Source organism: Knoellia subterranea KCTC 19937, assembly GCF_000768685.1.
Lineage (GTDB): Bacteria > Actinomycetota > Actinomycetes > Actinomycetales > Dermatophilaceae > Knoellia > Knoellia subterranea.
On sequence record NZ_AVPK01000002.1, the window covers coordinates 417,480 to 440,435 of the forward strand.

Genomic DNA, 22,956 nt, shown 5'->3' on the forward strand with positions numbered 1-22,956 from the left:
CTCATGACCACCAACAACACCGCTCTCAAGGGACTCGCCGACAACGGCGTCTCCATCTGGCTCGACGACCTCTCGCGCGAGCGCATCAGCTCGGGGAACCTGCAGGAGGTCATCGACACCAAGGGCGTCGTCGGCGTGACGACCAACCCGTCGATCTTCCAGGTGGCACTGTCCGACGGTGAGGCCTACAGCGAGCAGGTCGCGCAGCTCGCAGCCGACAACGCCACGCTCGACGAGGCCGTCACCGCCATGACGACCCAGGACGTCCGTGACGCCTGCGACGTGATGCTTCCGGTCTTCCAGGCCAGCAACGGCCTCGACGGCCGGGTGTCGATCGAGGTCGACCCGCGGCTCGCCCACGAGACCGACGCAACGGTCGAACAGGCAAAAGAGCTCTCGGCTCTCGTTGACCGCCCCAACCTGCTGGTCAAGATCCCGGCCACAGTCGAGGGCCTCCCCGCCATCAGCAAGGTTCTCGCAGAAGGCATTTCGGTCAACGTCACGCTGATCTTCAGCCTCGACCGCTATCGCGCGGTCATGAACGCATTCCTCACTGGCCTCGAGCAGGCCCGCGAGGCGGGCAAGGACATCAGCACGCTCGAGTCGGTCGCCTCCTTCTTCGTCTCGCGCGTCGACACCGAGATCGACAAGCGCCTCGACGCGATCGAGGGAGAGGATGCCGAGAAGGCCAAGGCCCTCAAGGGCAAGGCGGGCATCGCCAACGCGCGACTGGCCTACCAGGCCTACGAAGAGGTCTTCTCGACTCCACGCTGGAAGAGCCTCGAGGCCGACGGAGCCAAGCCACAGCGGCCGCTGTGGGCGTCCACGGGAGTCAAGGACCCGGCATACCCCGACACGATGTATGTCACCGAGCTCGTCGCACCGGGAACCGTCAACACGATGCCCGAGAAGACGCTCGACGCCGTCAAGGACCACGGCGAGATCACGGGCAACACGATCGCGGGCACCTACGAGGAGGCAGCGAAGGTCCTCGACGACCTCGAAGGCCTCGGGATCTCGTACTCCGAAGTCACGGCGCTCCTCGAGAAGGAAGGCGTCGACAAGTTCGAGAAGTCGTGGGGAGAGTTGCTCGACGGCGTGCAGTCCGAGCTCGACAAGGCCTCGCGATGAGCAGCCTGGAGGTCACCGCTCGGGGCGCCGCCGCCGACGCGATCGGCAACCACGTCCCGGACCTCGTGCGCGACGAGGTCGCCAGCAAGCTCTTTGCTCAGGACGCCACGCTGTGGGGCAAGGCGGCCGAGGAGGAGTCGGCCAAGCGGCTCTCCTGGGTCGGGCTCCCCCGCTCGTCACGGCCACTCCTCGGCGAGATCGCGGCGCTGCGCGAGGAACTGCGCGGCGACGGCGTCTCTCGGATCGTCCTCTGCGGCATGGGCGGCTCGTCCCTCGCGCCCGAGGTCATCTGCGCCACCGCTGGCGTCGACATCGTCGTGCTCGACTCGTCCTCACCCGACGTCGTCCGGCGTGCCATCACCACCGACCTCCAGAAGTCCGCGGTCGTCGTCTCGTCGAAGTCGGGCTCGACCGTGGAGACCGACTCGCAACGGCGCGCCTTCGAGGCGGCCTTCACCGAGGCCGGCATCGACCCGACCACCCGCATCGTCGTCGTGACCGATCCCGGCAGTCCTCTCGACGAGGAGGCGCGTGGTGCGGGGTACCGGGTCATCAACGCCGATCCCCATGTCGGCGGGCGCTATTCGGCACTCACGGCCTTCGGGCTCGTGCCCTCCGGGCTGGCCGGTGCCGACATCGGTGCCCTGCTCGACGACGCCGAGGCCGTGGCCGACCTCCTTGCCGCCGATGACGAGGGCAACCCGGCCCTGCGCCTCGGTGCTGCGATGGGTGGCACGAAGCCGCTGCGCGACAAACTCGTCCTCGTCGACGCCGGCACTGAGAACGTCGGCTTCGGTGCCTGGGCCGAGCAGCTCATCGCCGAGTCGACCGGCAAGGACGGCACCGGCATCCTCCCCGTCGTCGCCGACGGGCAGGCACCCAAGCACACCTACGCCGACGCCAATGTCGTGCGCCTTGTCGCCATCGGTGACGAGGACGACTTCGACGCCGACGCGGACAGCACGTTGCGTCACCCGGACTCCGTCGCGGCGGAGCAGCCCGGGCCGGCCGACCCCACCCCCGAGGAGAATCTCGGCGACAGCGGATCAGTCATCAGCGTGGCCGGGAGCCTCGGCGCCCAGTTCCTGCTGTGGGAGGCCGCCACGGCGGTCGCTGGGCGGCTGCTCGACATCAACCCGTTCGACCAGCCTGACGTCGAGAGTGCCAAGAAGGCCGCCCGAGGTCTGCTCGACGCGGCCGGCTCGCAGGAGGAGCCGCCGGCCTTCGTCGACGGTGCCGTCGAGGTGCGTGCTCTCGGAGGTGACTGGCTCGGGGATGCCGCGACGCTGCCGAGTGCCCTCGTCGCGCTCGTTCGCGAACTCGACAAGGAGCACGGCTACATCGCGATCATGGCCTACCTCGATCGCGAGCAGGATGCCGACCTCGAGCACGTGGCCCGGGCCCTCTTCGACCGTGTCGGAAGGCCGGTGACCTTCGGTTGGGGGCCCCGGTTCCTCCACTCGACGGGCCAGTACCACAAGGGCGGTCCGGCCAACGGGGTGTTCATCCAGGTCACGGCCGACCCGCAGGAGGACCTCGCCGTGCCCGGACGCGAGTTCACCTTCGGCGAGTTCATCGCGGCCCAGGCCGGCGGCGACGCCCAGGTGCTCGCCGAGCACGACCGCCCCGTCCTCCGCCTCCACCTCACCCAGCACGGGCGCGGCCTGAGCCAGGTTCGCGCGGCCCTCACATCTCCAGGAGCCTGATGAGTCCGGCGCGCATCTCCGCCACCCACAACCCGCTCCGGGACCCGCGCGACAAGCGGCTCCCCCGCATCGCCGGACCGTGCAGCCTCGTGCTGTTCGGCGTCACGGGCGACCTCGCGACGAAGAAGCTCATGCCGGCGATCTATGACCTCGCCAACCGCGGACTGCTCCCGCCGGGCTTCTCGCTCATCGGCTTCGCGCGCCGCGACTGGGCCGATCAGGACTTCGGCAAGATCGTCTACGAGTCCGTCAAGCAGCGCTCCCGCACCCCGTTCCGTGAGGACGTCTGGCGTTCGCTCAGCGAGGGCATCCGGTTCGTGCCGGGGACCTTCGACGACCCCAAGGCGTTCGACCTCCTTGCCGAAACCGTCAAGGACCTCGACGAGCAGCGCGGCACGGGTGGCAACCACGCGTTCTACCTCTCGATCCCGCCGTCGTTCTTCGCGACCGTCTGCGAGCAGCTCAAGCGGTCGGGACTGTCGACGCCGGAGGAGGGCTCCTGGCGGCGCGTCGTCATCGAGAAGCCGTTCGGGCACGACCTCAAGAGCGCACGTGAGCTCAACGAGATCGTCGCGGAAGTCTTCCCGGCCGACTCGGTCTTCCGGATCGACCACTACCTCGGCAAGGAGACCGTCCAGAACCTCCTCGCCCTGCGCTTCGCCAACCAGATGTTCGAGCCGGTCTGGAACAGCCACTACGTCGACCACGTCCAGATCACGATGGCCGAGGACATCGGCATCGGAGGACGGGCCGGCTACTACGACGGCATCGGCGCAGCCCGCGACGTCATCCAGAACCACCTCCTCCAGCTCCTGGCCCTCACCGCCATGGAGGAGCCGGTCTCGTTCGATGCCGACCACCTCCGCAGCGAGAAGGAGAAGGTCCTCTCGGCGGTGCGCCTGCCCAAGGACCTCGCCAAGGGCACCGCCCGCGGTCAGTACGCCAAGGGCTGGCAGGGCGGCGAAGAAGCGATCTCCTATCTCGAGGAGGACGGCGTCGCCGCCGCTTCGACGACCGAGACGTATGCCGCGGTGAAGCTCGAGATCGACACTCGCCGTTGGGCGGGTGTCCCGTTCTACCTGCGCACCGGCAAGCGACTCGGGAAGCGCGTCACCGAGATCGCCGTCGTCTTCAAGAAGGCGCCCCACCTCCCGTTCACCGACACCGCGACCGAGGAGCTCGGTCAGAACGCGGTCGTCATCCGCGTCCAGCCGGACGAGGGCGTGACCATGCGCTTCGGCGCCAAGGTCCCCGGTGCCCAGATGGAGGTGCGCGACGTGACGATGGACTTCGGCTACGGGCGCGCGTTCACCGAGAGCTCTCCCGAGGCCTACGAGCGCCTCATCCTCGACGTGCTCCTCGGCGAGCCGCCGCTCTTCCCCCGGCACGAGGAGGTCGAGCTCTCCTGGGAGATTCTCGACCCGATCGAGGAGTTCTGGGCCAGGAGCGGTGCAGCCATCGACCAATACACCTCCGGCACCTGGGGACCCCAGAGCGCCGACGACCTCATGCGCCGCGACGGCCGTGAATGGAGGCTCCCGTGACCACCGCACGACGTCCTGCGCTCCTGTCCCACGTCGATTCCTCGAGGGGGTCCCGGTGATCGTCGACCTCCCGAGCACCACGACGGCCGACATCTCCAAGCGGCTGGTCCGACTGCGTTCCGAGACGGGCTCGATGGCCCTGACCCGCGTCCTGACCCTCGTCGTCGTCGTCGACGAGAGCGATGCTGACGCGGCCATCGAGACGGCGAACGACGCGAGTCGCCAGCACCCCTGCCGGATCATCGTCGTCGTCATCGCGAACCGTCGCGGCGCGGCGCGGCTCGACGGGCAGATCCGCATCGGCGGCGACGCCGGGGCGAGTGAGGTCGTCGTCCTCCGCCTCTTCGGTCCGCTCGCCTCGCACGGCCGGGCCGTCGTCACGCCGCTCCTCCTGGCCGACGCGCCCATCGTGGCGTGGTGGCCCACCGAGCCGCCGAAGGATCCCTCGGCCGACCCGATCGGCGAGATGGCCCAGCGCCGGGTCACCGACGTCTCACGCGTCTCCGGCACGTCCAAGAGCCCGCTCACGCGACTCGCCTCGGCCTACAGTCCCGGCGACACCGACCTCGCCTGGTCTCGCATCACCCTGTGGCGAGCCCTCCTCACGGCCGCCCTCGACCAGGCTCCATTCGAGCCCGTCACGTCGGTCGTCGTGACCGGTGGAGGAGACTCCCCCTCGGCGAAGCTGCTCGCAGGTTGGCTGGCCCACCGGCTCAAGGTCCCCGTGAGTCTTGTCCCGTCGCGCAACGGCAGCGGCATCATCAGCGTGCGACTCGACCGTCCGAGCGGGCCTCTCGACCTCGTCCGCCCCCAGGACGGCACGACGGCGCTGCTGTCCCAGCCCGGTCGTCCCGAGCGCACCATCGCCCTGCCTCCGCGCAGCGATGCGGAGTGTCTCGCCGACGAGCTCCGCCGTCTCGACCCGGACGAGGTCTACGCGGACGCGCTCCGACTGGGACTCGACCACGTGTCACACAGCCGCCGCACGTCGACCCAGGCACAGCGCAAGGGCATCACTCCCTCCGTGGCCGAGACCCGCGAGGACACCGAGCGGTTGCGCCGCGAGGCGCGCGTCGGAGTCGCAGCGGCCATGATCGAGGCACCCATGCCCGAGAAGGTCGACGACCCCAAGAAGGTCAAGAAGGCCGCGGCCCGCAAGCTCGACACGGTGCGCGCCAAGCGCGAGAAGAAGGCCTGAGAGGACCTCGACGATGACCGACGACACCCGCAGCCAGCCGACCCCCGACGGAGACGGCGGTGCCGCCCCCGAGGTCGTCGTCCACCCCGGCAAACAGGAACTCAGCGATGCCATCGCGGCCCGGCTCGTCACGGCCCTCATCGACGCCCAGGCCGAACAGGACGTCGTGCAGGTCTCGCTCACGGGCGGCTCACTCGGCTCCGACCTGTGGGCCTCGGTGGCAGCCCTACCGGCTCGCGCCGCCGTGGACTGGGCCCGGGTCGAGTTCTGGTGGGGGGACGAGCGCTACCTCCCGGCCGGGGACGCGGACCGCAACGACGTCCAGAACGACGCCGCAGGCCTGGCGTCTCTCCCAGTCGACCCGACACGCATCCACCGGGTTCCCGGCCCCGACCGGTCCGAGTCCGCGGAAGCCAGCGCGACGGCATACGGGGAAGAAATCCGAGCCACGGACGCAGGTGCGTTCGGCATCATGATTCTCGGTGTCGGACCCGACGGGCACATTGCGTCGCTCTTCCCGGGGCATCCTGCCCAGCAGACGACCGACGCCATCGCGGTGGCGGTGCACGACTCCCCCAAGCCGCCACCGGACCGGGTGAGCCTGACGTTCGAGGCGCTCCGCCGCTCGCGCGAGGTGTGGTTCATCGTTGCTGGCGCCGACAAGGCGGAGGCCGTGGCGAACGGTGTCGCGGATGCCGGACCCGACGTCAACTCCGCAGCCCAGGTCAAGGGCGAGGAGCGGACCCTCTGGCTCATCGACGCGGACGCCGCCACGGCACTCCCGACCGACTGATTGCGCGGTTGGGACAGCTCGCTTGGCGCTCGCTGTCCCAACCGCGCAATCAGTGGGGCGACTACTGGATCAGGCCGCGCTCACGCAGGGCCCCGAGGGCCTCGTCGAGGATTGCTTCGCCGTCCTTGTCGGAGCGACGCTCCTTCACATAGGCCAGGTGCGTCTTGTAGGGCTCGACCTTGCTCGGCGCCGGCGGGTTGTCCTTGTCCTGACCGGCCGGGAAACCACACCGCGGGCAGTCCCAGGTCTCCGGGATCTCGAGGTCGGGCTCCTGCGCGAAACTCGGTCGCGTCTCGTGGCCGTTCGAGCACCAGAACGAGACGTGGATGCGCGGAGCAGCCTCGCCGCGCTCGGCCTCGCCCATGGGGCCGGCCCCCACTCGACTGCCACGGATCGCGTTGCCACCGGACATCGCCATCGGTTGCTCTCTCTCGGTTCAGGAGGACCTGCTGCGCAGGGTCGTCAGGAATGGATCAGGAGGCGAAACGGTCAAGCACACCGAGTCCGACGATGCAGACGAACCACACCACCGCCACGGCAATCGTGATGCGGTCCAGGTTGCGCTCGGCGACCGACGAACCGCCCAGGGAAGTCGACATGCCACCGCCGAACATGTCGGAGAGACCTCCGCCCTTGCCCTTGTGGAGCAGGATGAGCAGGGTGAGGAAGAGTCCACCCAGGACCAGCAGGGCCTGGAGACCGATGCGTACCGCGTCCACGGCGCTCCTTCGGTTGGTTCGTGAGGTGTGCGCCCGGTGGGGCGCCGCTACAGGATACCTGCCGCGTCAGCTCGTCTTGAGATGGTCGCGGTAGCGGCAGATCGCCGCGAACTCGACCGGATCGATCGACGCACCGCCGACGAGGGCGCCGTCGACGTCCGCCTGCTCCATGATCGCCGCGACGTTGCCGGACTTGACCGAGCCGCCGTAGAGGATACGAACCCGGTCGGCCAGGTCGCCGGAGTACAGCTCCGCGAGGAGCGTGCGGATCGCGCCACACACCTCCTGGGCGTCGGCAGGGGTCGCGACCTCGCCGGTTCCGATGGCCCACACGGGCTCATAGGCGATGACGATCGAGGCGGCCTTGTCGGCCGGGAGGCCCTCGAGACCGGCCCGCACCTGGTCGAGCACGTGCTCGACATGCGTCCCGGCCTGGCGAATCTCGAGCCCCTCGCCGACGCAGAAGATCGGCACGAGGTCGTTCGCGTAGGCCGCGGCCACCTTGGCGTTGACCGTCTCGTCGGTCTCGCCGTGGTATTCACGCCGCTCGCTGTGACCGACGGTGACGTAGGTGCAGCCGAGCTTGGCGAGGAACGCACCGCTCACCTCGCCCGTGTAGGCACCGCTCTGGTGCTTCGACAGGTCCTGCGCGCCGTACTTGATCGCGAGGCGGTCACCGTCCACGAGCGTCTGCACGCTGCGCAGGTCGGTGAACGGGGGCAGCACCGCAACCTCGACCGCGGCGTGGTCGTGCTTGGCATCCCGCAGGGTCCAGTCGAGCTTCTGCACCAGGTGGGTGGCCTGGAGGTGGTCGAGGTTCATCTTCCAGTTGCCCGCGAGGAGCGGGACGCGCTGGGGTGACTTCGTGGCCAAGGTGGTGGCGCCTTTCAGGATTCGTCGAGGACGGTGAGTCCGGGCAGCTGCTTGCCCTCGAGGTACTCGAGGCTGGCGCCGCCGCCGGTGGAGATGTGACCGAACTGGTCATCGGTGAACCCGAGCTGGCGCACGGCAGCGGCCGAGTCGCCGCCACCGACGACGGTGAGGGCGCCGTCCGCGGTGATGTCCACGAGCGCCTTGGCGATCGCGGCAGTGCCGGCGGCGTAGGGCTCCATCTCGAAAGCACCCATGGGGCCGTTCCAGAAGACGGTGCGGCAGTCCGCGAGCTTCTCGGCGAAGAGCGTCGATGACTCCGGGCCGATGTCGAGGCCCATCCGCTCGGACGGGATCGCGTCGACGGCCACGACGTCGTGCTCGGCGTCGGCCGAGAACTCGGTGGCGGCCACGACGTCGACGGGCAGGACGATCTCGACGCCGCGCTCCTGCGCCTGCTCGAGGTAGCCCTTGACGGTGTCGACCTGGTCCTGCTCGAGCAGGCTCTTGCCGACCTCGTGCCCCTGGGCCTTGAGGAAGGTGAAGACCATGCCGCCACCGATGAGGAGCCGGTCCGCCGTCTGGATGAGGTTGTCGATCACCGCCAGCTTGTCGGACACCTTCGCGCCACCCAGCACCACGGCATACGGGCGCTCGGGGTCGGTCGTGAGCCGACGCAGCACGTCGACCTCGGTCTCGACCAGACCACCGACGGCCGAAGGCAAGAGGCGCGCCACGTCGAAGACGGACGCCTGCTCACGGTGGACGACCCCGAAGCCGTCAGAGACGAAAACGTCTGCGAGAGAAGCCAATTGGCCCGCGAACTCGGCTCGCTCCTCCGCACTCTTGGCCGTTTCTCCGGCGTTGAAGCGCAGGTTCTCGAGAAGCACCACGTCGCCCTCGCCCGCTCCATCGACGGCGGACCGGGCGCCCTCCCCCACCGTGTCGGTGGCGAAGGTGACGTCGCGGCCGAGCAGCTCCCCGAGCCGCGTCGCGACGGGAGCCAGGGAGTACTTGGCCTCCGGCACGCCCTTGGGCCGCCCGAGGTGCGCGGCCACGATGACCCGCGCACCCGCGTCGGACAGCGACTTGATCGTCGGAACGGACGCGCGAATCCGCCCATCATCAGTAATGGCCGGTGATCCCGTTGAGTCGTTCTCCAGGGGAACGTTGAGGTCGGAGCGAACGAGGACGCGCTTGCCCCGCAGGTCGCCCAGGTCGGCGATCGAGTGCATGTGGTGGTGGCCTTTGCTGGAGGTCAGAGGGACGAGCCGACGAGCGTGACGAGGTCGGCGAGGCGGTTGGAGTAGCCCCACTCGTTGTCGTACCAGCCAACCACCTTGACCTGGTTGCCGATGACCTTGGTCAGGCCGGCGTCGAAGATGCAGGAGGCCGGGTCGGTCTCGATGTCCTTGGACACGATCGGGTCCTCGGTGTAGACGAGGATGCCCTTGAGCGGGCCCTCGGCCGCCTTCTTGATCGCGGCGTTGACCTCTTCGACGGTCGTGTCGCGGCCGGCCTCGAAGGTGAGGTCGGTGGCCGAGCCGGTCGGGGTCGGGACGCGCAGGGCGTAGCCGTCGAGCTTGCCCTTGAGCTCGGGCAGGACGAGGCCGATGGCCTTGGCGGCACCGGTCGACGTCGGGACGATGTTGAGAGCGGCGGCGCGGGCGCGACGGAGGTCCTTGTGCGGCGCGTCCTGCAGGTTCTGGTCCTGCGTGTAGGCGTGGATGGTCGTCATGAGGCCCTTGACGATGCCGAACTCGTCGTTGAGGACCTTGGCCATCGGGCCGAGGCAGTTCGTCGTGCACGACGCGTTGGAGATGATGTTGTGGCTCGCCGCGTCGTAGTCGCCGTCGTTGACGCCCATGACGATGGTGACGTCCTCGTTCTTGGCCGGGGCCGAGATGATGACCTTCTTGGCGCCACCCTCGAGGTGGACCTTGGCCTGCTCGGCGTCGGTGAAGATGCCCGTGGACTCGACGACGATGTCGGCGCCGACCTCTCCCCACGGGAGCTTCGCGGGGTCGCGCTCGGCAAAGGCCTTGAACGTCTTGCCGCCGGCGGTGATCTCGGTGTCGGTCGAGGTGACGTCACCGTCGAAGCGGCCGAGGATCGAGTCGTACTTGAGCAGGTGGGCCAGCGTGGCGTTGTCGGTGAGGTCGTTGACGGCAACGATCTCGATGTCGGCGCCGGACGCGATCACGGCGCGGTAGAAGTTGCGGCCGATGCGACCAAAGCCATTGATACCAACGCGGACAGTCACGAGCAGTCTGCCTTCCGGGAGGGAGCGGGCGTGGCCTTGCCACGGCACCGGGATACGAACCAAACCCTAATGGTGTGACTCCGGTCACCCCTCAGTGGTCCGAAGTACGGGCAGGTAACATGGCCGCCCCATTATCGGGTGACCCCACACCGGCCCGCTCGACCCGACCTGCCATCCCGGGTTGAGAGGGCTTTTGTCGGGTCCGGCCGGGTCACGTCGGCGCGCACGACGCACGCGTCCAGCTGGACGCACCGCAGCTCAGGCGGCAGCGGCCGCGGACTGAATCCACGCCACGACGCGGGCTGGGCTCTGCAGGTCGGCCCAGGTGACTCGCACGACGGTGTAGCCGAGGCGACGGAGGCGATCCTCGCGACGCTTCTCCGCAAAGAGGGCGTCCAGCCCACCGTCCGTGTACTTCACCTTGCCGTCGAACTCGACGATGACCTTCGTCCCCTCAACGACGAAGTCCACTCTCGCGACGACCTCCCCGTCGATGTCGAGGATCTGCACCTGGGGAACGAGTCGTATGCCGGCGGCGAGCGCGAGAATGGCCAGCCGCGTCTCCCCGACCGACTCGCGGCGACCGTCCATGAAGCCGAACATCGACCTGCATCGCGCGCTCTGAGGATGGCCCCTGACGGTTTGGTAGGCGGCTCGCAGGGCTTCCTCCTCGACCAGTCCTTCGTGCAGGGCGTAGTCGACAGCCACCGTGCCCGACGTCGCCCCCTGGTCCATCGTGTAGCGGATCAGCGTGGAGGGCACATCGCACAGAGTCATCCCGTCGAGGTCTTCGACATCGCCGTACAACGGGCGAATCCGAAAGGACTGCGTCAGCACCTCGTGATTCACAGGGCGAACGAGGTCGACCCGCTCGGGGATCGTGGGCCACACCGGCACCTTGCGCATCACGAGGTTCGTCGCGTGGCTGAGGCGCGCGTCTGGATACAGGATCAGCCCGGCATGGGCGAGCCTGCGATGGGTCTCCACGTCGGAGAGTTGCGCCTGCCCATGGGCGTGAACTCCACGGCATACGGGCTCGATCACCTTGCGCTGTCGAAGGCGCGCGAGGCTCTTGCGGTCGTGCCCGAGGGCCGCCGCTTCGGAGGTGGTGAACAACTCGAACTCGGTGCGCCCCGTAGGGAGTGGATCTGTCATGCGATCGAGCCTGAAGCGACCTCGACGACCCGGCCAGAGGCCCGGTGAGATCTGTGGACAAGAGACGCCGCCCGACATGGCTGTGGACAACCGACTCGCAGCCGCATGACCCGACAAGGGGCCACTCGACCCCGACTGGGAACCCGGGCCGAGCGGCCCATTATCGGGTCACCCGATAAAGGGCCGCCCCGATGCGGGTCAGGTGTCGAGCATGTCCGGCGTGAGATCGGCGTCGGTCCCGGGGATGCCCAGCTCCTCGGCGCGCTTGTCGGCCATGGCGAGCAGGCGCCGGATCCGCCCGGCCACTGCGTCCTTGGTCATGGCGGGCTGGGCGAGCTGGCCGAGCTCCTCGAGGGAGGCCTGCTTGTGCTGGAGTCGCAACTGGCCGGCTTCACGCAGGTGGTCCGGGATGTCGTCGCCGAGGATCTCGAGCGCGCGTCCGACGCGGGAACCGGCGGCCACGGCCGCACGTGCCGATCGGCGGAGATTGGCGTCGTCGAAGTTGGCCAGACGGTTGGCGGTCGCCCGCACCTCGCGACGCATCCGCCGCTCCTCCCACGCGAGCACGGCGTCGTGGGCGCCGAGCCGCGTGAGCATCGCCCCGATGGCGTCTCCGTCACGGATGACGACACGATCGATGCCGCGGACCTCGCGTGCCTTGGCCTGGATGCCGAGGCGACGTGCGGCTCCGACGAGGGCGAGGGCGGCTTCGGGACCGGGACAGGTGAGCTCGAGCGCCGACGAGCGTCCCGGCTCGGTGAGCGATCCGTGCGCGATGAAGGCGCCACGCCAGGCCGCCTCGGCGTCGCACACCGATCCGGACACGACCTTGGGCGGGAGCCCTCGGACGGGCCGGCCCCGACCGTCGATGAGTCCGGTCTGGCGGGCGAGAGCCTCGCCGTCCTGCACGACGCGGACGACGTAGCGACTCCCCTTGCGCAGCCCCCCGGCGGCCAGGACGAGGATCTCGGGCGACTGGCCATAGAGCTCGTGGATCTCACGGCGCAGTCGCCGCGCGGCGTTCGCCGTGTCGAGCTCCGCCTCGACGACGATGCGCCCCCCGATGATGTGCAGCCCACCTGCGAACCGCAGCGTGGCGGCCACTTCGGCCTTTCGGCAGCACGGCTTGGTCACCTCGTGGCGGCTGAGTTCGTCCTTCACCTTCGCCGTCATAGCCATGCCGGTCATCCTGCCACGCGTCATCAGGGCCGCCGGCCAGAGCCGAGGACGTCCTGCAATGCGGTCGCCAGACGCAGCCGGTCATGCTGGGTCGGGGCGGTCGAGTTCGCGACCCGGTGGACGTGGAGTTCGGCTCCGAGTGCGGCACAGGCCTCCTCGAGTTCGCCCTGGTCCTCGACGACTGACGGGTCGGCGAGGACCGCGTCGAGGCGGATCCCCGGCGCGTGCGCCGCGAACGACTCGAGGTGGTGGATCGCACTGAAACCAGCTGTCTCGTTGGTCACCATCTCGAGGTTGAGGACGAGAAGCCGACGGGCACGGGTCACGGCCAGTGCGTCGGCGAGGTCGGGCACGAGGAGGTGCGGCATGACGGAGGTGAACCACGAACCCGGGCCAAGGATGACCCAGTCCGCGGCGCGGATCGCGGCAATCGACTCGGGATAGGCGGGTGGGGCGTCGGGCAGCAACCTGAGGTCCTGCACCTTGCCCTTGGTCGTGGCGACCTGCGCCTGGCCCCGGACGAGCGTGACCTCCGTGGGCGCCTTGGGATCGGCCCCGAGAACGTCGGCCTCGATGTCGAGGGGCACCGACGCCATCGGGAGGACGCGACCCCGGGCGTTGAGCAGGCGCCCCACGAGTTCGAGTCCCGCGACCGGGTCCTCGTGCAGCTCCCAGAGCGCGACGATGAGGAGGTTGCCGAGGGCGTGCCCGCCCAGGGGTCCGGTGCCCTCGAAGCGGTGCTGGAGCACGTCCCGCCACGTGTGCCCCCACTCGGTCTCCTCGCACAGAGCCGACAGCGCCATGCGCAGGTCGCCCGGGGGCAACACCCCGAACTCACCGCGGAGCCGACCGGACGATCCACCGTTGTCCGCGACCGTGACGATGGCCGTGATCTCGTCGGTGACGAAGCGCAGCGCGGCGAGCGAGGCGGCCAGACCGTGTCCCCCGCCCAGCGCCGCGACGACCGGCCCGCTCACTCGCGCCCCAGGTCGCGGTGCACGAGGAAGGTCTCGATCCGGTCGGACTTCAGCCGCTCGGCCAACGCCTCGGCCATGGCGACCGACCGGTGCTTGCCCCCGGTGCACCCGATGGCGATCGTGGCGTAGCGGCGACCCTCCGAGTGGTAGCCGCGCGTCACCGGCTCCATCAGCGCCTGCACGCGTTCGAGGAAGTCTCCCGCGTCACCCTGACCGAGGACGTACGCCGAGACCTCGGGATCCCGTCCGTCGAGCGCGCGCAGCTCCGGCACCCAGAAAGGGTTGGGCAGGAAGCGCATGTCGAAGACGAAATCCGCGTCGAGGGGCACGCCGTACTTGAACCCGAAGGAGAGCAGCGCGAGCCGCAGCGACGGCCCGGTCCCCGCACCGAAAAGCGGGGCGACCTTGCGCGACAGCTGGTGGACGTTGAGGCCCGAGGTGTCGACGACGATCTGGGCCCGGGAACGGAGGTCGCGCAGGATCTCGCGCTCGCGCTGGATGCCGTCGAGGAGCCGGCCGTCACCCTGGAGGGGATGCGGTCGACGCACGGATTCGAATCGCCGGACGAGCGCCTCGTCGGTGGCGTCGAGGAAGAGGAGCTGCGGGGTCCAGCCGGCCGAACGCAGGTGCTCGGTCGCACTCTCGAACTCGGTGAAGAAGTGCTGGCTGCGGACGTCGACGACGGCCGCGATCCGGATGGCCCGGCCCTCGGCGCGGGCCTGGGTGCCGAGCTCGGCCATGGCCGAGAGCAGTTGCGGCGGAAGGTTGTCGACGACGTACCAGCCCTGGTCCTCCATGACGTTGGCCGTCGTCGTCCGACCGGCACCGCTCATGCCGGTGACGATGACGAAGTCGGCACCAGATGGGTCGCTCGGTCCCCAATCAGCTCCGGGGAGGGAACCTTCAGGCATCGTTGCCCCTCTCGTCGTCGATGATCTCCCCGGTCATGAGGTTGACCGTGGGCTCCATCGGTGTGCCGCTCAGTTCACGGTGAATCGTTGCCGCCAGCGTAGGCCCGATCCCCGAGACCTCGGCGAGTTCGGCGGGCTCGGCGGCGCGGATCTTCTTGACCGAGCCGAAGTGGCGCAGCAACGCCTTGCGCTTGACCTCGCCGAGACCCGGTATGCCGTCCAACGCCGAGTTCGTCATGGCCTTGCTGCGGCGTTGCCGGTGGAAGGTGATGGCGAAGCGGTGCGCCTCGTCACGCAGTCGCTGGAGGAGGTAGAGGCCCTCGCTGGTGCGCGGCAGGACGACCGGGAAGTCCTGCCCCGGAACCCAGACCTCCTCGAGTCGCTTGGCCAGTCCGACGACGGCGACGTCGACGATGCCGAGGTCCTCGATCGCCCTGGCCGCGGCATTGACCTGCGGCAGGCCACCGTCGACGACGACCAGTTGCGGCGGGTAGGCGAACCGGGTCGGCCGGCCGGTCTCCTCGTCAAGTCCGCGGGGTTCGTCGCGGTCCTTCAGGTAGCGACGGAAGCGGCGGGTCAGCACCTCGTGCATCGCTGCCGTGTCGTCGATCGTCACGGGACCCTCGGACGGTGCGGCGTCGCCGTCCTCGTGTCCACGGATGATGAACCGGCGGTACTCCCCCTTGCGCGCCAGTCCGTCCTCGAAGACGACCATCGACCCGACGACCTGCGTCCCCTGGACGTGACTGATGTCGTAGCACTCGATCCGCAGCGGTGACTCGTCGAGCTCGAGGAACTCCTGCAGTTGCTGGAGCGCCTGCGACCGCGCGGTGAGGTCTCCGGCCCGGGCCACCTTGTGCCGGGCCAGACTCTGGGTGGCGTTGCGCTCGACGGTCTCCATGAGCGTCTTCTTGTCGCCGCGCTGGGGCACCCGGAGATCAACCCGGCTCCCGCGCAGGCCCGAGAGCCAGTCGCCCATCGACGCGGCGTCCTCGGGGAGGACGGGCACGAGGACCTCGCGCGGCACGCCTTCGCCCTCCTCGCCGCCGTAGAGCTGCTGGAGGAGGTGCCCGACCACCTCGGGCACGGTCTCGAACTCCTTCTCGGCGACCCATCCGCGTTGCCCACGGATGCGCCCGCCACGGACATGGAACACCTGAACGGCCACTTCGAGCTCGTCGTCGGCGAGGGCGAAGACGTCGGCATCGGTGCCGTCCCCGAACACGACCGCCGACTTCTCGAGGACCCGCTCGAGCGCGGCGATGTCGTCGCGCAGCCGGGCCGCCTGCTCGAACTCGAGCGCGTCGGACGCCTCCCGCATCTTCTTGTCGAGCCGCTTGACGAACCTCGAGCTCTCCCCCGCCATGAAGTCGCAGAACTCCTCTGCGATGGCGCGGTGCTCGTCGGCGTCGACGCGACCGACACAGGGTGCGGAGCACTTGTCGATGTAGCCGAGCAGGCACGGGCGCCCAACCTGCCCGGCCCGCTTGAAGACGCCGGCCGAGCAGGTGCGCATCGGGAAGACGCGCATCGCCTGGTCGAGCGTCTCCCGGATCGCCCACGCGTGGGCGTACGGGCCGAAGTAGCGGGTCCCCTTGCGCTTCGCACCGCGCATGACCTGCGCGCGCGGGAACTCCTCGCCCATGGTCACGGCCAGGTAGGGATAGGACTTGTCATCGCGGTACTTGACGTTGAACCGCGGGTCGAACTCCTTGATCCACGAGTACTCGAGCTGGAGCGCCTCGACCTCGGTCGTGACCACGGTCCACTCGACGCTGGCGCCCGATGTGACCATGGATGCCGTGCGCGGGTGCAGCTGCCCGATGTCCTGGAAGTACGACGACAGCCGCGACCGCAACGACTTGGCCTTGCCGACGTAGATGACGCGGCCGTCCTTGTCCCGGAACCGGTAGACCCCGGGATCGGTCGGGATCTCCCCCGGCTTCGGGCGGTAGGACGACGGATGAGCCACACCGCAACCCTAGGACGCGGCACCGACGTTGCCACACGGCATACGCGATCGACGGGACCACACGGCATACGGAGAAAGAAGGACGGCGTATGCCGTCCGCTAGCTGACGCTGATCCCGTCCGCTCCCACGGTCACGGACTTCGCAGGCAGTGCCGACGTGGCCGGTCCCTGCTTCACCTCTCCCGTCGCGATGTCGAACTTGCTGCCGTGGCACGAGCAGTTGATCGTGCCGCCGTCGACGCCCGTCACGGTGCAGCCCTGGTGGGTGCAGACTGCCGAGAAGGCCTTGAAGTCACCGTCCGTGGGTTGCGTGATGACGACCTTGGCGTCCGCGAAGATCTTGCCGCCGCCGACCGGGATGTCCGCCGCCTTGGCGAGGTCCTGGGCAGCTGACGCCGCCGAGGAGGCCGCGTCCTTGACGTCGTCGACGGCGGTGCCCGCGTCGGTCCCGCAGGCGGTCAGGCCGGCCCCGGCAATGGCGACGACGCCGGCCGCTCGAAGTGCTTCCCGGCGACCGCAGCACGCGAACGGTGTCGCGGCTTCCTCGACTGTCGGGTCCTGTCGCTCCACTGTTGCCATGATCGTCAACCTCTCGTCGGCGAAAGTAGTTCGGTGGGTAGCCAGTATGCCGACGGTTCCTGTTCGCCGCCTGTGGAGATTGCACAAGAAACTGTGCACCACGACCTTGGTAACGACTCTGCACAATCTCGACAAACCTGCCCGGAAACAGGGGTTGGCGTGGCTATTGTTCGCGGTGCTCGCACACCCGTCGCGGGCTCCTCGACACCGCGTCGCAGGAGAAGAAATTCAGGAGGAAACGTGGCTCAGCGTTCCGTCATGACCATGGGTGCATCACTGCTGGTGGCCTCGATCGCACTGGCCGGCTGTGGCTCCCGCGGCGACAGCGGCGACAGCAGCGACAGTGGTGACACCGGCAGCAGCAGCAAGGTTGCCAAGATCGGCGTTATCGCGCCCCTCTCGGGCGACCTGTCCGCGCTCGGCAAGGGCATCCAGCACTCCGTCGAGCTCGCCGTCAAGCAGGCCAACGACTCCAAGGCCATCCCCGGCTGGACCCTCGAGGTCGAGGCCGTGGACGACGAGGGCAAGGCCGACGTCGGCAAGAACGGCGCGACCAAGCTCGCCGGAGACGACCAGGTCGTCGGTGTCGTCGGCAACCTCAACTCGAGCGTGTCGCAGCAGACCCAGCCGGTCTTCGCCGCCGCCAACATCACCCAGATCTCCCCGGCCAACACCGGCCCCACGCTGACCCGTGGCGCCGACCTCAACGCGCCGGCACGTCCCTACAAGACGTTCTTCCGCACCTGCGCGACCGACATCGCCCAGGGTGGCTTCGCGGCCAAGTTCCTGATCGACCAGGGCATCAAGACGGTCGCGACGATCCACGACAAGAAGACCTACGGTCAGGGTCTGGTGTTCCACTTCACCGAGGCCTACAAGGCCGCTGGTGGCACCGTGGTCGCCGCCGAGACGATCAACCCGGACGAGTCCAACTACGCCCCGGTCGTCTCCAAGGTCGCCCCGTCCAAGCCGGGTGCTGTCTTCTACGGTGGCGAGTACCCGCAGGCGGGCCCGCTGTCCAAGCAGATGAAGGCCGGTGGCCTCAACGTCCCGCTCATGGGTGGCGACGGCATCTACGACCCGAAGTTCATCGAGCTCGCGGGCTCGACGTCCAACGGTGACCTGGCCACGTCGGTCGGCGAGCCCACCGACGCCACGGACGCCGGCAAGAAGTTCCTTGCCGAGTACGAGGCCGCCAAGTACCCCGAGCCCTCTGCGGCCTACGGTGGCTACGCCTACGACGCGGCGAACGCCATCATCGAGGCCCTCAAGGTCTCGCTGAAGGACGCCGCTGACGCCAAGAGCGCCCGCCAGGCCACGGTCGACGCGGTCGGCAAGGTCTCCTTCGACGGTGTGACCGGCAAGGTCTCCTTCGACGAGTACGGCGACACGACCGTCAAGGTCATCTCCGGCTACAAGGTCGAGGGCGGCAAGTGGACCTTCGTCAAGTCCGAGAACGTGGGCTGATCCGGCATAACGCCACACAGCTGACGTAGTGAATTCGAGCAGGGGCGGGCGCAAGTCCGCCCCTGCTTGAATGTGCCAGCCCCACACACAGAGAGGACCGGCTCAACGATGACCGAGTTCCTGCAACAGATCGTGAACGGCTTGACCCTCGGGTCGCTGTACGCGCTGATCGCCGTCGGCTACACCGTCGTCTACGGCATCGTCCAGCTCATCAACTTCGCCCACGGCGAGGTCTTCATGATCGGCGCGTTCGGCGCGCTGGCCACGTGGACCGTGCTGTTCAAGGGCCAGCACGGACTTTGGGTCCTGCCGATCATGGTGCTCGGCGCCGTGATCGTGTCCGTGCTCACCGCAGTCGTGATGGAGCGCATCGCCTACCGGCCTCTGCGCGGAGCTCCACGACTCGCCCCGCTCATCACCGCCATCGGAATCTCGATCTTCCTCCAGGAGGCCGTGCGCCTCTTCTACCCCGGCGCCAAGAGCAAGCTCACCTTCCCCGAGATCGAGGTCGTGAGCGGAACCGCCCTCCAGGTCGGTGGCCTCACGATCCAACGCGCAGCGGTGTTCACCGTCGGCGCGCTCGCCGTGTCCGCCGTCCTCCTCTGGTTCTTCGTCAACCGGACGCGGCTGGGCCAGGGCATGCAGGCCGTCTCGCAGGACCCCGACACCGCCCAGCTCATGGGCATCAACGTCAACCGGATCATCGTCATCGCGTTCGCACTCGGTGCAGCGCTGGCGGCCGTGGGCGGCGTGGCGCAGGGTCTGCTCAACTCCAACATCGACTTCCGCATGGGATTCCTCGCCGGCCTCAAGGCCTTCACGGCGGCCGTCCTCGGCGGCATCGGCAACATCCAGGGAGCCATCGTGGGTGGCCTCACCCTCGGTATCGCTGAGTCGATGGCCACCCAGTTCATCCCCGGCCAGTTCGGTGGATCGGCATGGAAGGACGTGTGGGCGTTCGTGCTCCTCATCCTCGTTCTCGTCTTCAGGCCCCAGGGCCTCCTCGGCGCCCGGGTGGTGGACCGCGCATGAGCACCTCGACACCCGACCTCACGCACGGCGCCGGCCACGGCGACCACGACGACCACGTCACAGTCCCGCTCCTCGAGCGCTTCCCCGGACGTGGCAGCGCGGCGGCCTGGCCCCTCGGCCTCGTCGGCGTCCTCCTTCTCGTCGGTGGCACGTTCCTCTCGTGGAGCTACACCGGCGACGTCCTCGGCGACCTGTCCATCAACTTCTACCCGGGCGGCGTGCAGATCTGCATGATCGTGCTCGGGCTCGTGGCACTCGCCTTCCTGCTCGCCCACCGGGGACCCCTGAGTCGACTCGGTGACTGGCTCGACTCGGCCGCCGCCGTGCGCAACCTCGGCCTCGGAGCCGTGGCCTACATGGCCGTGGCGATCGGCGTCATCGCCTACGAGTCCGGCGGACTCATCAACGTCAACCCCGGTGGTTGGGTCTCGCTCGTGGGCGCCCTGCTGCTCGCCGCCTCCGGGCTCATGCTCGTGTCGCGGCAGCACAAGGACCCGCTCTTCGCCAAGACCACGTCGTGGTTGGAGATCTGCGCGATCATCGTCCTCATGGCCCTGGTGCTCTTCGGAGCGGCCTACGCCCTCGGCATCGGCGACGGCGCGAGTTTCGTGCTCTTCCTGATGTTCGTCGCGGCGGCTGCGACGGCGCTCGCCAAGTCCGGCGTGTTCACGTGGATCGGGCTCATCGCGCAGAAGAACCGTCCGGTGCTCATGCTCGGCGCCTTCGCGGTGGCGTTCCTCTTCCCGTTCACGCAGGGCGGATCCGACGAGAACATGTCGATCGCCACGCAGGTTCTGATCTTCGCGGCGACCGCCCTCGGCCTCAACATCGTCGTGGGTCTGGCCGGCCTGCTCGACCTCGGCTACATCGCCTTCCTCGGCGCCGGTGCCTACGTCGGAGCAGTTCTGTCGAACTCGGCGTTCGCCACGATCGGGTGGAAGCCCCCGTTCCTCGTGGTCGTTCTCGTGGGCGCGATCTTCTCGTCGATCCTGGGTCTCATCATCGGCTCGCCGACGCTGCGCGTCTCCGGTGACTACCTCGCCATCGTGACGCTGGCCTTCGGTGAGATCTTCCGCTTCACCATGGGCAACCTCGACGGCAACAACGGCCCCGACCTGACCAACGGCCCCAACGGCGTCCCGGCCATCCCGGATCTCAACTTCTTCGGGTTCGACTTCGGGCAGCCGCACAACGTCGCCGGCATCACGCTGGGACGGTTCGCGAACTACTACTTCCTCCTGCTCGTCATCGCGGCGATCATCATCTTCGTCTTCGTCCGGCTCAACAACAGCCGGATCGGGCGGGGCTGGGTCGCCATCCGTGAGGACGAGAAGGCGGCCGAGGCCATGGGCGTCAACGTCTTCGGTCTCAAGCTGTTCGCGTTCGCCGGTGGCGCGTTCCTGGCCGGCATGGCCGGAACGGTCAAGGCCCACCACGATGTGTCGGTCACGCCCGACCAATACATCTTCCTCGAGTCGGCGTTTCTCCTGGCCGCCATCGTGCTCGGCGGTATGGGCACGGTCGCCGGCGTCCTCGTCGGTGCGACGATCCTCAAACTCCTCCCCGAGAAGCTGCGGTTCATCGCCGACTACCGACTGCTCATCTTCGGTCTCGTGCTCGTCCTCATGATGCGCTTCCGTCCGGAAGGCATCATCGCCAACCAGCGTCGCAAGCTCGAATTCCACGAGGACGACGAGGACTTGGCGGAGCGCATCGAAGAAGTCCACCTCGAGGAAGCGGAGGCCAAGGCATGACCGTCACCGACACTCCCCCACCCCCCGCAACCCCGTCGACCGTCGGTGCCCCGATCCTCGAGGCGCGTGGCGTCACGATGCGCTTCGGTGGTCTCACGGCGGTCAAGGACGTCGACATGACCGTCAACGAGGGCGAGATCGTCGGTCTCATCGGCCCCAACGGTGCCGGCAAGACGACGTTCTTCAACTGCCTCACGGGTCTCTACAAGCCGACGGAGGGTGTCGTCACCCTCTCTGGTCAGGTGATCCCCCCGAAGCCGCGCGCCGTCGTGGTTGCCGGGATGGCCCGCACGTTCCAGAACATTCGTTTGTTCGCGAACATGACGGCCCTCGAGAACGTCATGGTGGGGCGCTACTGCCGCACCAGCTCGATGGCGCTCACGTCGATCCTGCGCGGCCCGAAGTTCCGTCGCGAGGAGGCAGCCACGCGGGCCCGCGCCCAGGAGCTCCTCGAGTTCGTCGGCCTCGGCGACTCGGCGGAGAACCTCGCGCGCAACATGCCGTACGGCGACCAACGGCGACTCGAGATCGCTCGAGCGCTGGCCACCGACCCCAAGCTCATCCTTCTCGACGAGCCCACGGCCGGCATGAACCCGCAGGAGACCAAGCAGGCCAGTGACCTCATCTTCCGCATCCGCGACAGCGGTCTGGCGGTCGTCGTGATCGAGCACGACATGAGGTTCATCTTCAACCTGTGCGACCGGGTCCTCTGTCTCGTCCGCGGTGAGGTGCTCGTCCAGGGTTCGCCCGGCGAGGTCCAGTCCGACCCGCGCGTCATCGAGGCCTACATCGGTGGCGGCGATGACGACGAGGATGACGACCCCACCCCGTCCCTCGATGCAGGTACGACCCAGGAGGAGCAGCAGTGAGCGCCATGCTCGAGGTCAAGGACCTCGTCGTCGCCTACGGCAAGATCAAGGCCGTCAAGGGCATCAGCTTCACCGTCGACGAAGGTGAGGTCGTCACCCTGATCGGCACCAACGGTGCCGGCAAGACGACGACGCTGCGGACCATCTCGGGTCTGCTGCGCCCGGCCAGCGGCTCGATCCGCTTCCAGGGCAAGCGCATCGACAGCTCTCCGGCGCACGACATCGTCACGCTGGGTCTGGCCCACTCCCCCGAGGGGCGGCGGATCTTCCCGCGGCTCACGGTCGAGCAGAACCTTCTGCTGGGGGCCTTCTCCCGCCGCGACAACGACGTCAAGAAGGATCTCCAGGCGGCCTACGACCTCTTCCCGATCCTCGGGGAGCGCAAGGCCCAGGCTGCGGGAACCTTCTCCGGTGGCGAGCAGCAGATGCTCGCGATGGGTCGGGCCATGATGAGCCGCCCCAAGCTGCTCATGCTCGACGAGCCGTCGATGGGTCTGTCGCCGCTCATGATGAAGACCGTCATGTCCACGGTGACGACGCTCCAGGAGCAGGGCACGACGATCCTGCTCGTCGAGCAGAACGCCCAGGCAGCCCTCAAGCGGGCCACGAAGGGCTACGTCCTCGAGGTCGGCAAGATCGTCCTGTCGGGCACGGGTCAGGAGTTGCTCACGAGCGACGACGTCCGCAAGGCGTACCTCGGCGAGGACTGATCCCGCAACCTCCGACCCGCGCGGTCGAGAGAGCCGAGAAAGTGCCGCTTCCCTTCACAGGGAGGCGGCACTTTCTCTACTCTCGGCTTCCTGTCCAGATCGAACTGACGGTGTATGCCGCCCGCTC

The 22,956-nt window shown here is 68.4% G+C and carries 21 protein-coding genes; 10 read left to right on the top strand and 11 right to left on the bottom strand.

Annotated elements, in window-relative coordinates:
- Positions 1-3: 3 nt before the first annotated feature.
- From tal to pgl, 5 genes are read left to right on the top strand one after another with little or no spacing between them, the layout of a single operon-like run.
- Complete coding sequence (gene tal, locus N803_RS05485) at positions 4-1,131, top strand: transaldolase (RefSeq protein WP_035903163.1); 1,128 nt, start codon at positions 4-6, stop codon at positions 1,129-1,131.
- Entirely contained in the window at positions 1,128-2,837 is a 1,710-nt protein-coding gene (locus N803_RS05490; RefSeq protein WP_035903165.1) for a glucose-6-phosphate isomerase, read from the top strand. The genes tal and N803_RS05490 overlap by 4 nt, the downstream gene beginning before the upstream one ends.
- Positions 2,837-4,381 carry a glucose-6-phosphate dehydrogenase gene (gene zwf, locus N803_RS05495; RefSeq protein WP_035903166.1) on the top strand — a complete coding sequence of 515 codons (1,545 nt, stop codon included), beginning with the start codon at positions 2,837-2,839 and terminating at the stop codon, positions 4,379-4,381. Before N803_RS05490 ends, zwf begins: the two co-directional genes overlap by 1 nt.
- Before the next feature lie 55 nt (positions 4,382-4,436).
- A complete protein-coding gene (locus N803_RS05500; RefSeq protein ID WP_035903167.1) occupies positions 4,437-5,579 on the top strand; it encodes a glucose-6-phosphate dehydrogenase assembly protein OpcA in 1,143 nt (380 codons plus the stop codon).
- A 13-nt stretch (positions 5,580-5,592) separates the two neighbouring features.
- Complete coding sequence (pgl, locus tag N803_RS05505) at positions 5,593-6,372, top strand: 6-phosphogluconolactonase (protein WP_052111820.1); 780 nt, start codon at positions 5,593-5,595, stop codon at positions 6,370-6,372.
- Between the two features lie 61 nt (positions 6,373-6,433).
- On the opposite strand, the gene N803_RS05510 is transcribed toward pgl, so the two are convergent.
- The 11 genes from N803_RS05510 to N803_RS05560 form a co-directional block, all read right to left on the bottom strand.
- Entirely contained in the window at positions 6,434-6,784 is a 351-nt protein-coding gene (locus N803_RS05510) for an RNA polymerase-binding protein RbpA (RefSeq protein WP_035903401.1), read from the bottom strand.
- 61 nt (positions 6,785-6,845) lie between these two features.
- The gene (gene secG / locus N803_RS05515) at positions 6,846-7,091 is read right to left on the bottom strand and encodes a preprotein translocase subunit SecG (RefSeq protein WP_035903169.1); all 246 of its coding nucleotides are present in this window, start codon (positions 7,089-7,091) and stop codon (positions 6,846-6,848) included.
- A gap of 66 nt (positions 7,092-7,157) precedes the next feature.
- Positions 7,158-7,964 (bottom strand): triose-phosphate isomerase, encoded by an 807-nt coding sequence (tpiA, locus tag N803_RS05520; RefSeq protein ID WP_035903170.1) that lies wholly within the window; start codon positions 7,962-7,964, stop codon positions 7,158-7,160.
- A gap of 14 nt (positions 7,965-7,978) precedes the next feature.
- Positions 7,979-9,196, bottom strand: coding sequence for a phosphoglycerate kinase (locus tag N803_RS05525; RefSeq protein ID WP_035903171.1), 1,218 nt, complete (start codon positions 9,194-9,196; stop codon positions 7,979-7,981).
- A gap of 23 nt (positions 9,197-9,219) precedes the next feature.
- A complete protein-coding gene (gap, locus tag N803_RS05530; RefSeq protein ID WP_035903172.1) occupies positions 9,220-10,224 on the bottom strand; it encodes a type I glyceraldehyde-3-phosphate dehydrogenase in 1,005 nt (334 codons plus the stop codon).
- A gap of 258 nt (positions 10,225-10,482) precedes the next feature.
- Positions 10,483-11,379, bottom strand: coding sequence for a type IV toxin-antitoxin system AbiEi family antitoxin domain-containing protein (locus tag N803_RS17340; protein WP_052111822.1), 897 nt, complete (start codon positions 11,377-11,379; stop codon positions 10,483-10,485).
- A 198-nt stretch (positions 11,380-11,577) separates the two neighbouring features.
- The gene (gene whiA / locus N803_RS05540) at positions 11,578-12,558 is read right to left on the bottom strand and encodes a DNA-binding protein WhiA (RefSeq protein ID WP_035903403.1); all 981 of its coding nucleotides are present in this window, start codon (positions 12,556-12,558) and stop codon (positions 11,578-11,580) included.
- A gap of 23 nt (positions 12,559-12,581) precedes the next feature.
- Entirely contained in the window at positions 12,582-13,535 is a 954-nt protein-coding gene (locus N803_RS05545) for a gluconeogenesis factor YvcK family protein (protein ID WP_035903174.1), read from the bottom strand.
- Positions 13,532-14,446, bottom strand: coding sequence for an RNase adapter RapZ (gene rapZ / locus N803_RS05550; RefSeq protein ID WP_035903176.1), 915 nt, complete (start codon positions 14,444-14,446; stop codon positions 13,532-13,534). The genes N803_RS05545 and rapZ overlap by 4 nt, the downstream gene beginning before the upstream one ends.
- Complete coding sequence (gene uvrC / locus N803_RS05555; RefSeq protein WP_035903178.1) at positions 14,439-16,418, bottom strand: excinuclease ABC subunit UvrC; 1,980 nt, start codon at positions 16,416-16,418, stop codon at positions 14,439-14,441. The genes rapZ and uvrC overlap by 8 nt, the downstream gene beginning before the upstream one ends.
- A gap of 99 nt (positions 16,419-16,517) precedes the next feature.
- The gene (locus N803_RS05560) at positions 16,518-16,997 is read right to left on the bottom strand and encodes a Rieske (2Fe-2S) protein (RefSeq protein WP_035903180.1); all 480 of its coding nucleotides are present in this window, start codon (positions 16,995-16,997) and stop codon (positions 16,518-16,520) included.
- A gap of 240 nt (positions 16,998-17,237) precedes the next feature.
- On the opposite strand from N803_RS05560, the gene N803_RS05565 reads away from it, so the two are divergent.
- The 5 genes from N803_RS05565 (at position 17,238) to N803_RS05585 (ending at position 22,829) form a co-directional block, all read left to right on the top strand.
- Positions 17,238-18,464 carry a branched-chain amino acid ABC transporter substrate-binding protein gene (locus N803_RS05565; protein WP_245617023.1) on the top strand — a complete coding sequence of 409 codons (1,227 nt, stop codon included), beginning with the start codon at positions 17,238-17,240 and terminating at the stop codon, positions 18,462-18,464.
- A gap of 108 nt (positions 18,465-18,572) precedes the next feature.
- Positions 18,573-19,496, top strand: a complete 924-nt coding sequence (locus N803_RS05570) for a branched-chain amino acid ABC transporter permease (protein WP_035903182.1) — start codon at positions 18,573-18,575, stop codon at positions 19,494-19,496.
- Positions 19,493-21,250 (top strand): branched-chain amino acid ABC transporter permease, encoded by a 1,758-nt coding sequence (locus N803_RS05575; RefSeq protein WP_035903184.1) that lies wholly within the window; start codon positions 19,493-19,495, stop codon positions 21,248-21,250. Before N803_RS05570 ends, N803_RS05575 begins: the two co-directional genes overlap by 4 nt.
- Positions 21,247-22,119, top strand: coding sequence for an ABC transporter ATP-binding protein (locus tag N803_RS05580; RefSeq protein WP_035903185.1), 873 nt, complete (start codon positions 21,247-21,249; stop codon positions 22,117-22,119). Before N803_RS05575 ends, N803_RS05580 begins: the two co-directional genes overlap by 4 nt.
- Before the next feature lie 5 nt (positions 22,120-22,124).
- Complete coding sequence (locus N803_RS05585; RefSeq protein ID WP_245617039.1) at positions 22,125-22,829, top strand: ABC transporter ATP-binding protein; 705 nt, start codon at positions 22,125-22,127, stop codon at positions 22,827-22,829.
- Positions 22,830-22,956 lie beyond the last annotated feature (127 nt).

Coding starts and splice junctions, on each gene's coding strand:
- N803_RS05525 (WP_035903171.1), bottom strand. CDS start 9,196: ATGCACTCGATCGCCGACCTGGGCGACCTGCGGGGCAAGCGCGTCCTC.
- N803_RS05575 (WP_035903184.1), top strand. CDS start 19,493: ATGAGCACCTCGACACCCGACCTCACGCACGGCGCCGGCCACGGCGAC.
- pgl (WP_052111820.1), top strand. CDS start 5,593: ATGACCGACGACACCCGCAGCCAGCCGACCCCCGACGGAGACGGCGGT.
- whiA (WP_035903403.1), bottom strand. CDS start 12,558: ATGGCTATGACGGCGAAGGTGAAGGACGAACTCAGCCGCCACGAGGTG.
- N803_RS05560 (WP_035903180.1), bottom strand. CDS start 16,997: ATGGCAACAGTGGAGCGACAGGACCCGACAGTCGAGGAAGCCGCGACA.
- N803_RS05580 (WP_035903185.1), top strand. CDS start 21,247: ATGACCGTCACCGACACTCCCCCACCCCCCGCAACCCCGTCGACCGTC.
- N803_RS05585 (WP_245617039.1), top strand. CDS start 22,125: ATGCTCGAGGTCAAGGACCTCGTCGTCGCCTACGGCAAGATCAAGGCC.
- N803_RS17340 (WP_052111822.1), bottom strand. CDS start 11,379: ATGACAGATCCACTCCCTACGGGGCGCACCGAGTTCGAGTTGTTCACC.
- rapZ (WP_035903176.1), bottom strand. CDS start 14,446: ATGCCTGAAGGTTCCCTCCCCGGAGCTGATTGGGGACCGAGCGACCCA.
- N803_RS05490 (WP_035903165.1), top strand. CDS start 1,128: ATGAGCAGCCTGGAGGTCACCGCTCGGGGCGCCGCCGCCGACGCGATC.
- zwf (WP_035903166.1), top strand. CDS start 2,837: ATGAGTCCGGCGCGCATCTCCGCCACCCACAACCCGCTCCGGGACCCG.
- N803_RS05570 (WP_035903182.1), top strand. CDS start 18,573: ATGACCGAGTTCCTGCAACAGATCGTGAACGGCTTGACCCTCGGGTCG.
- tal (WP_035903163.1), top strand. CDS start 4: ATGACCACCAACAACACCGCTCTCAAGGGACTCGCCGACAACGGCGTC.
- N803_RS05510 (WP_035903401.1), bottom strand. CDS start 6,784: ATGTCCGGTGGCAACGCGATCCGTGGCAGTCGAGTGGGGGCCGGCCCC.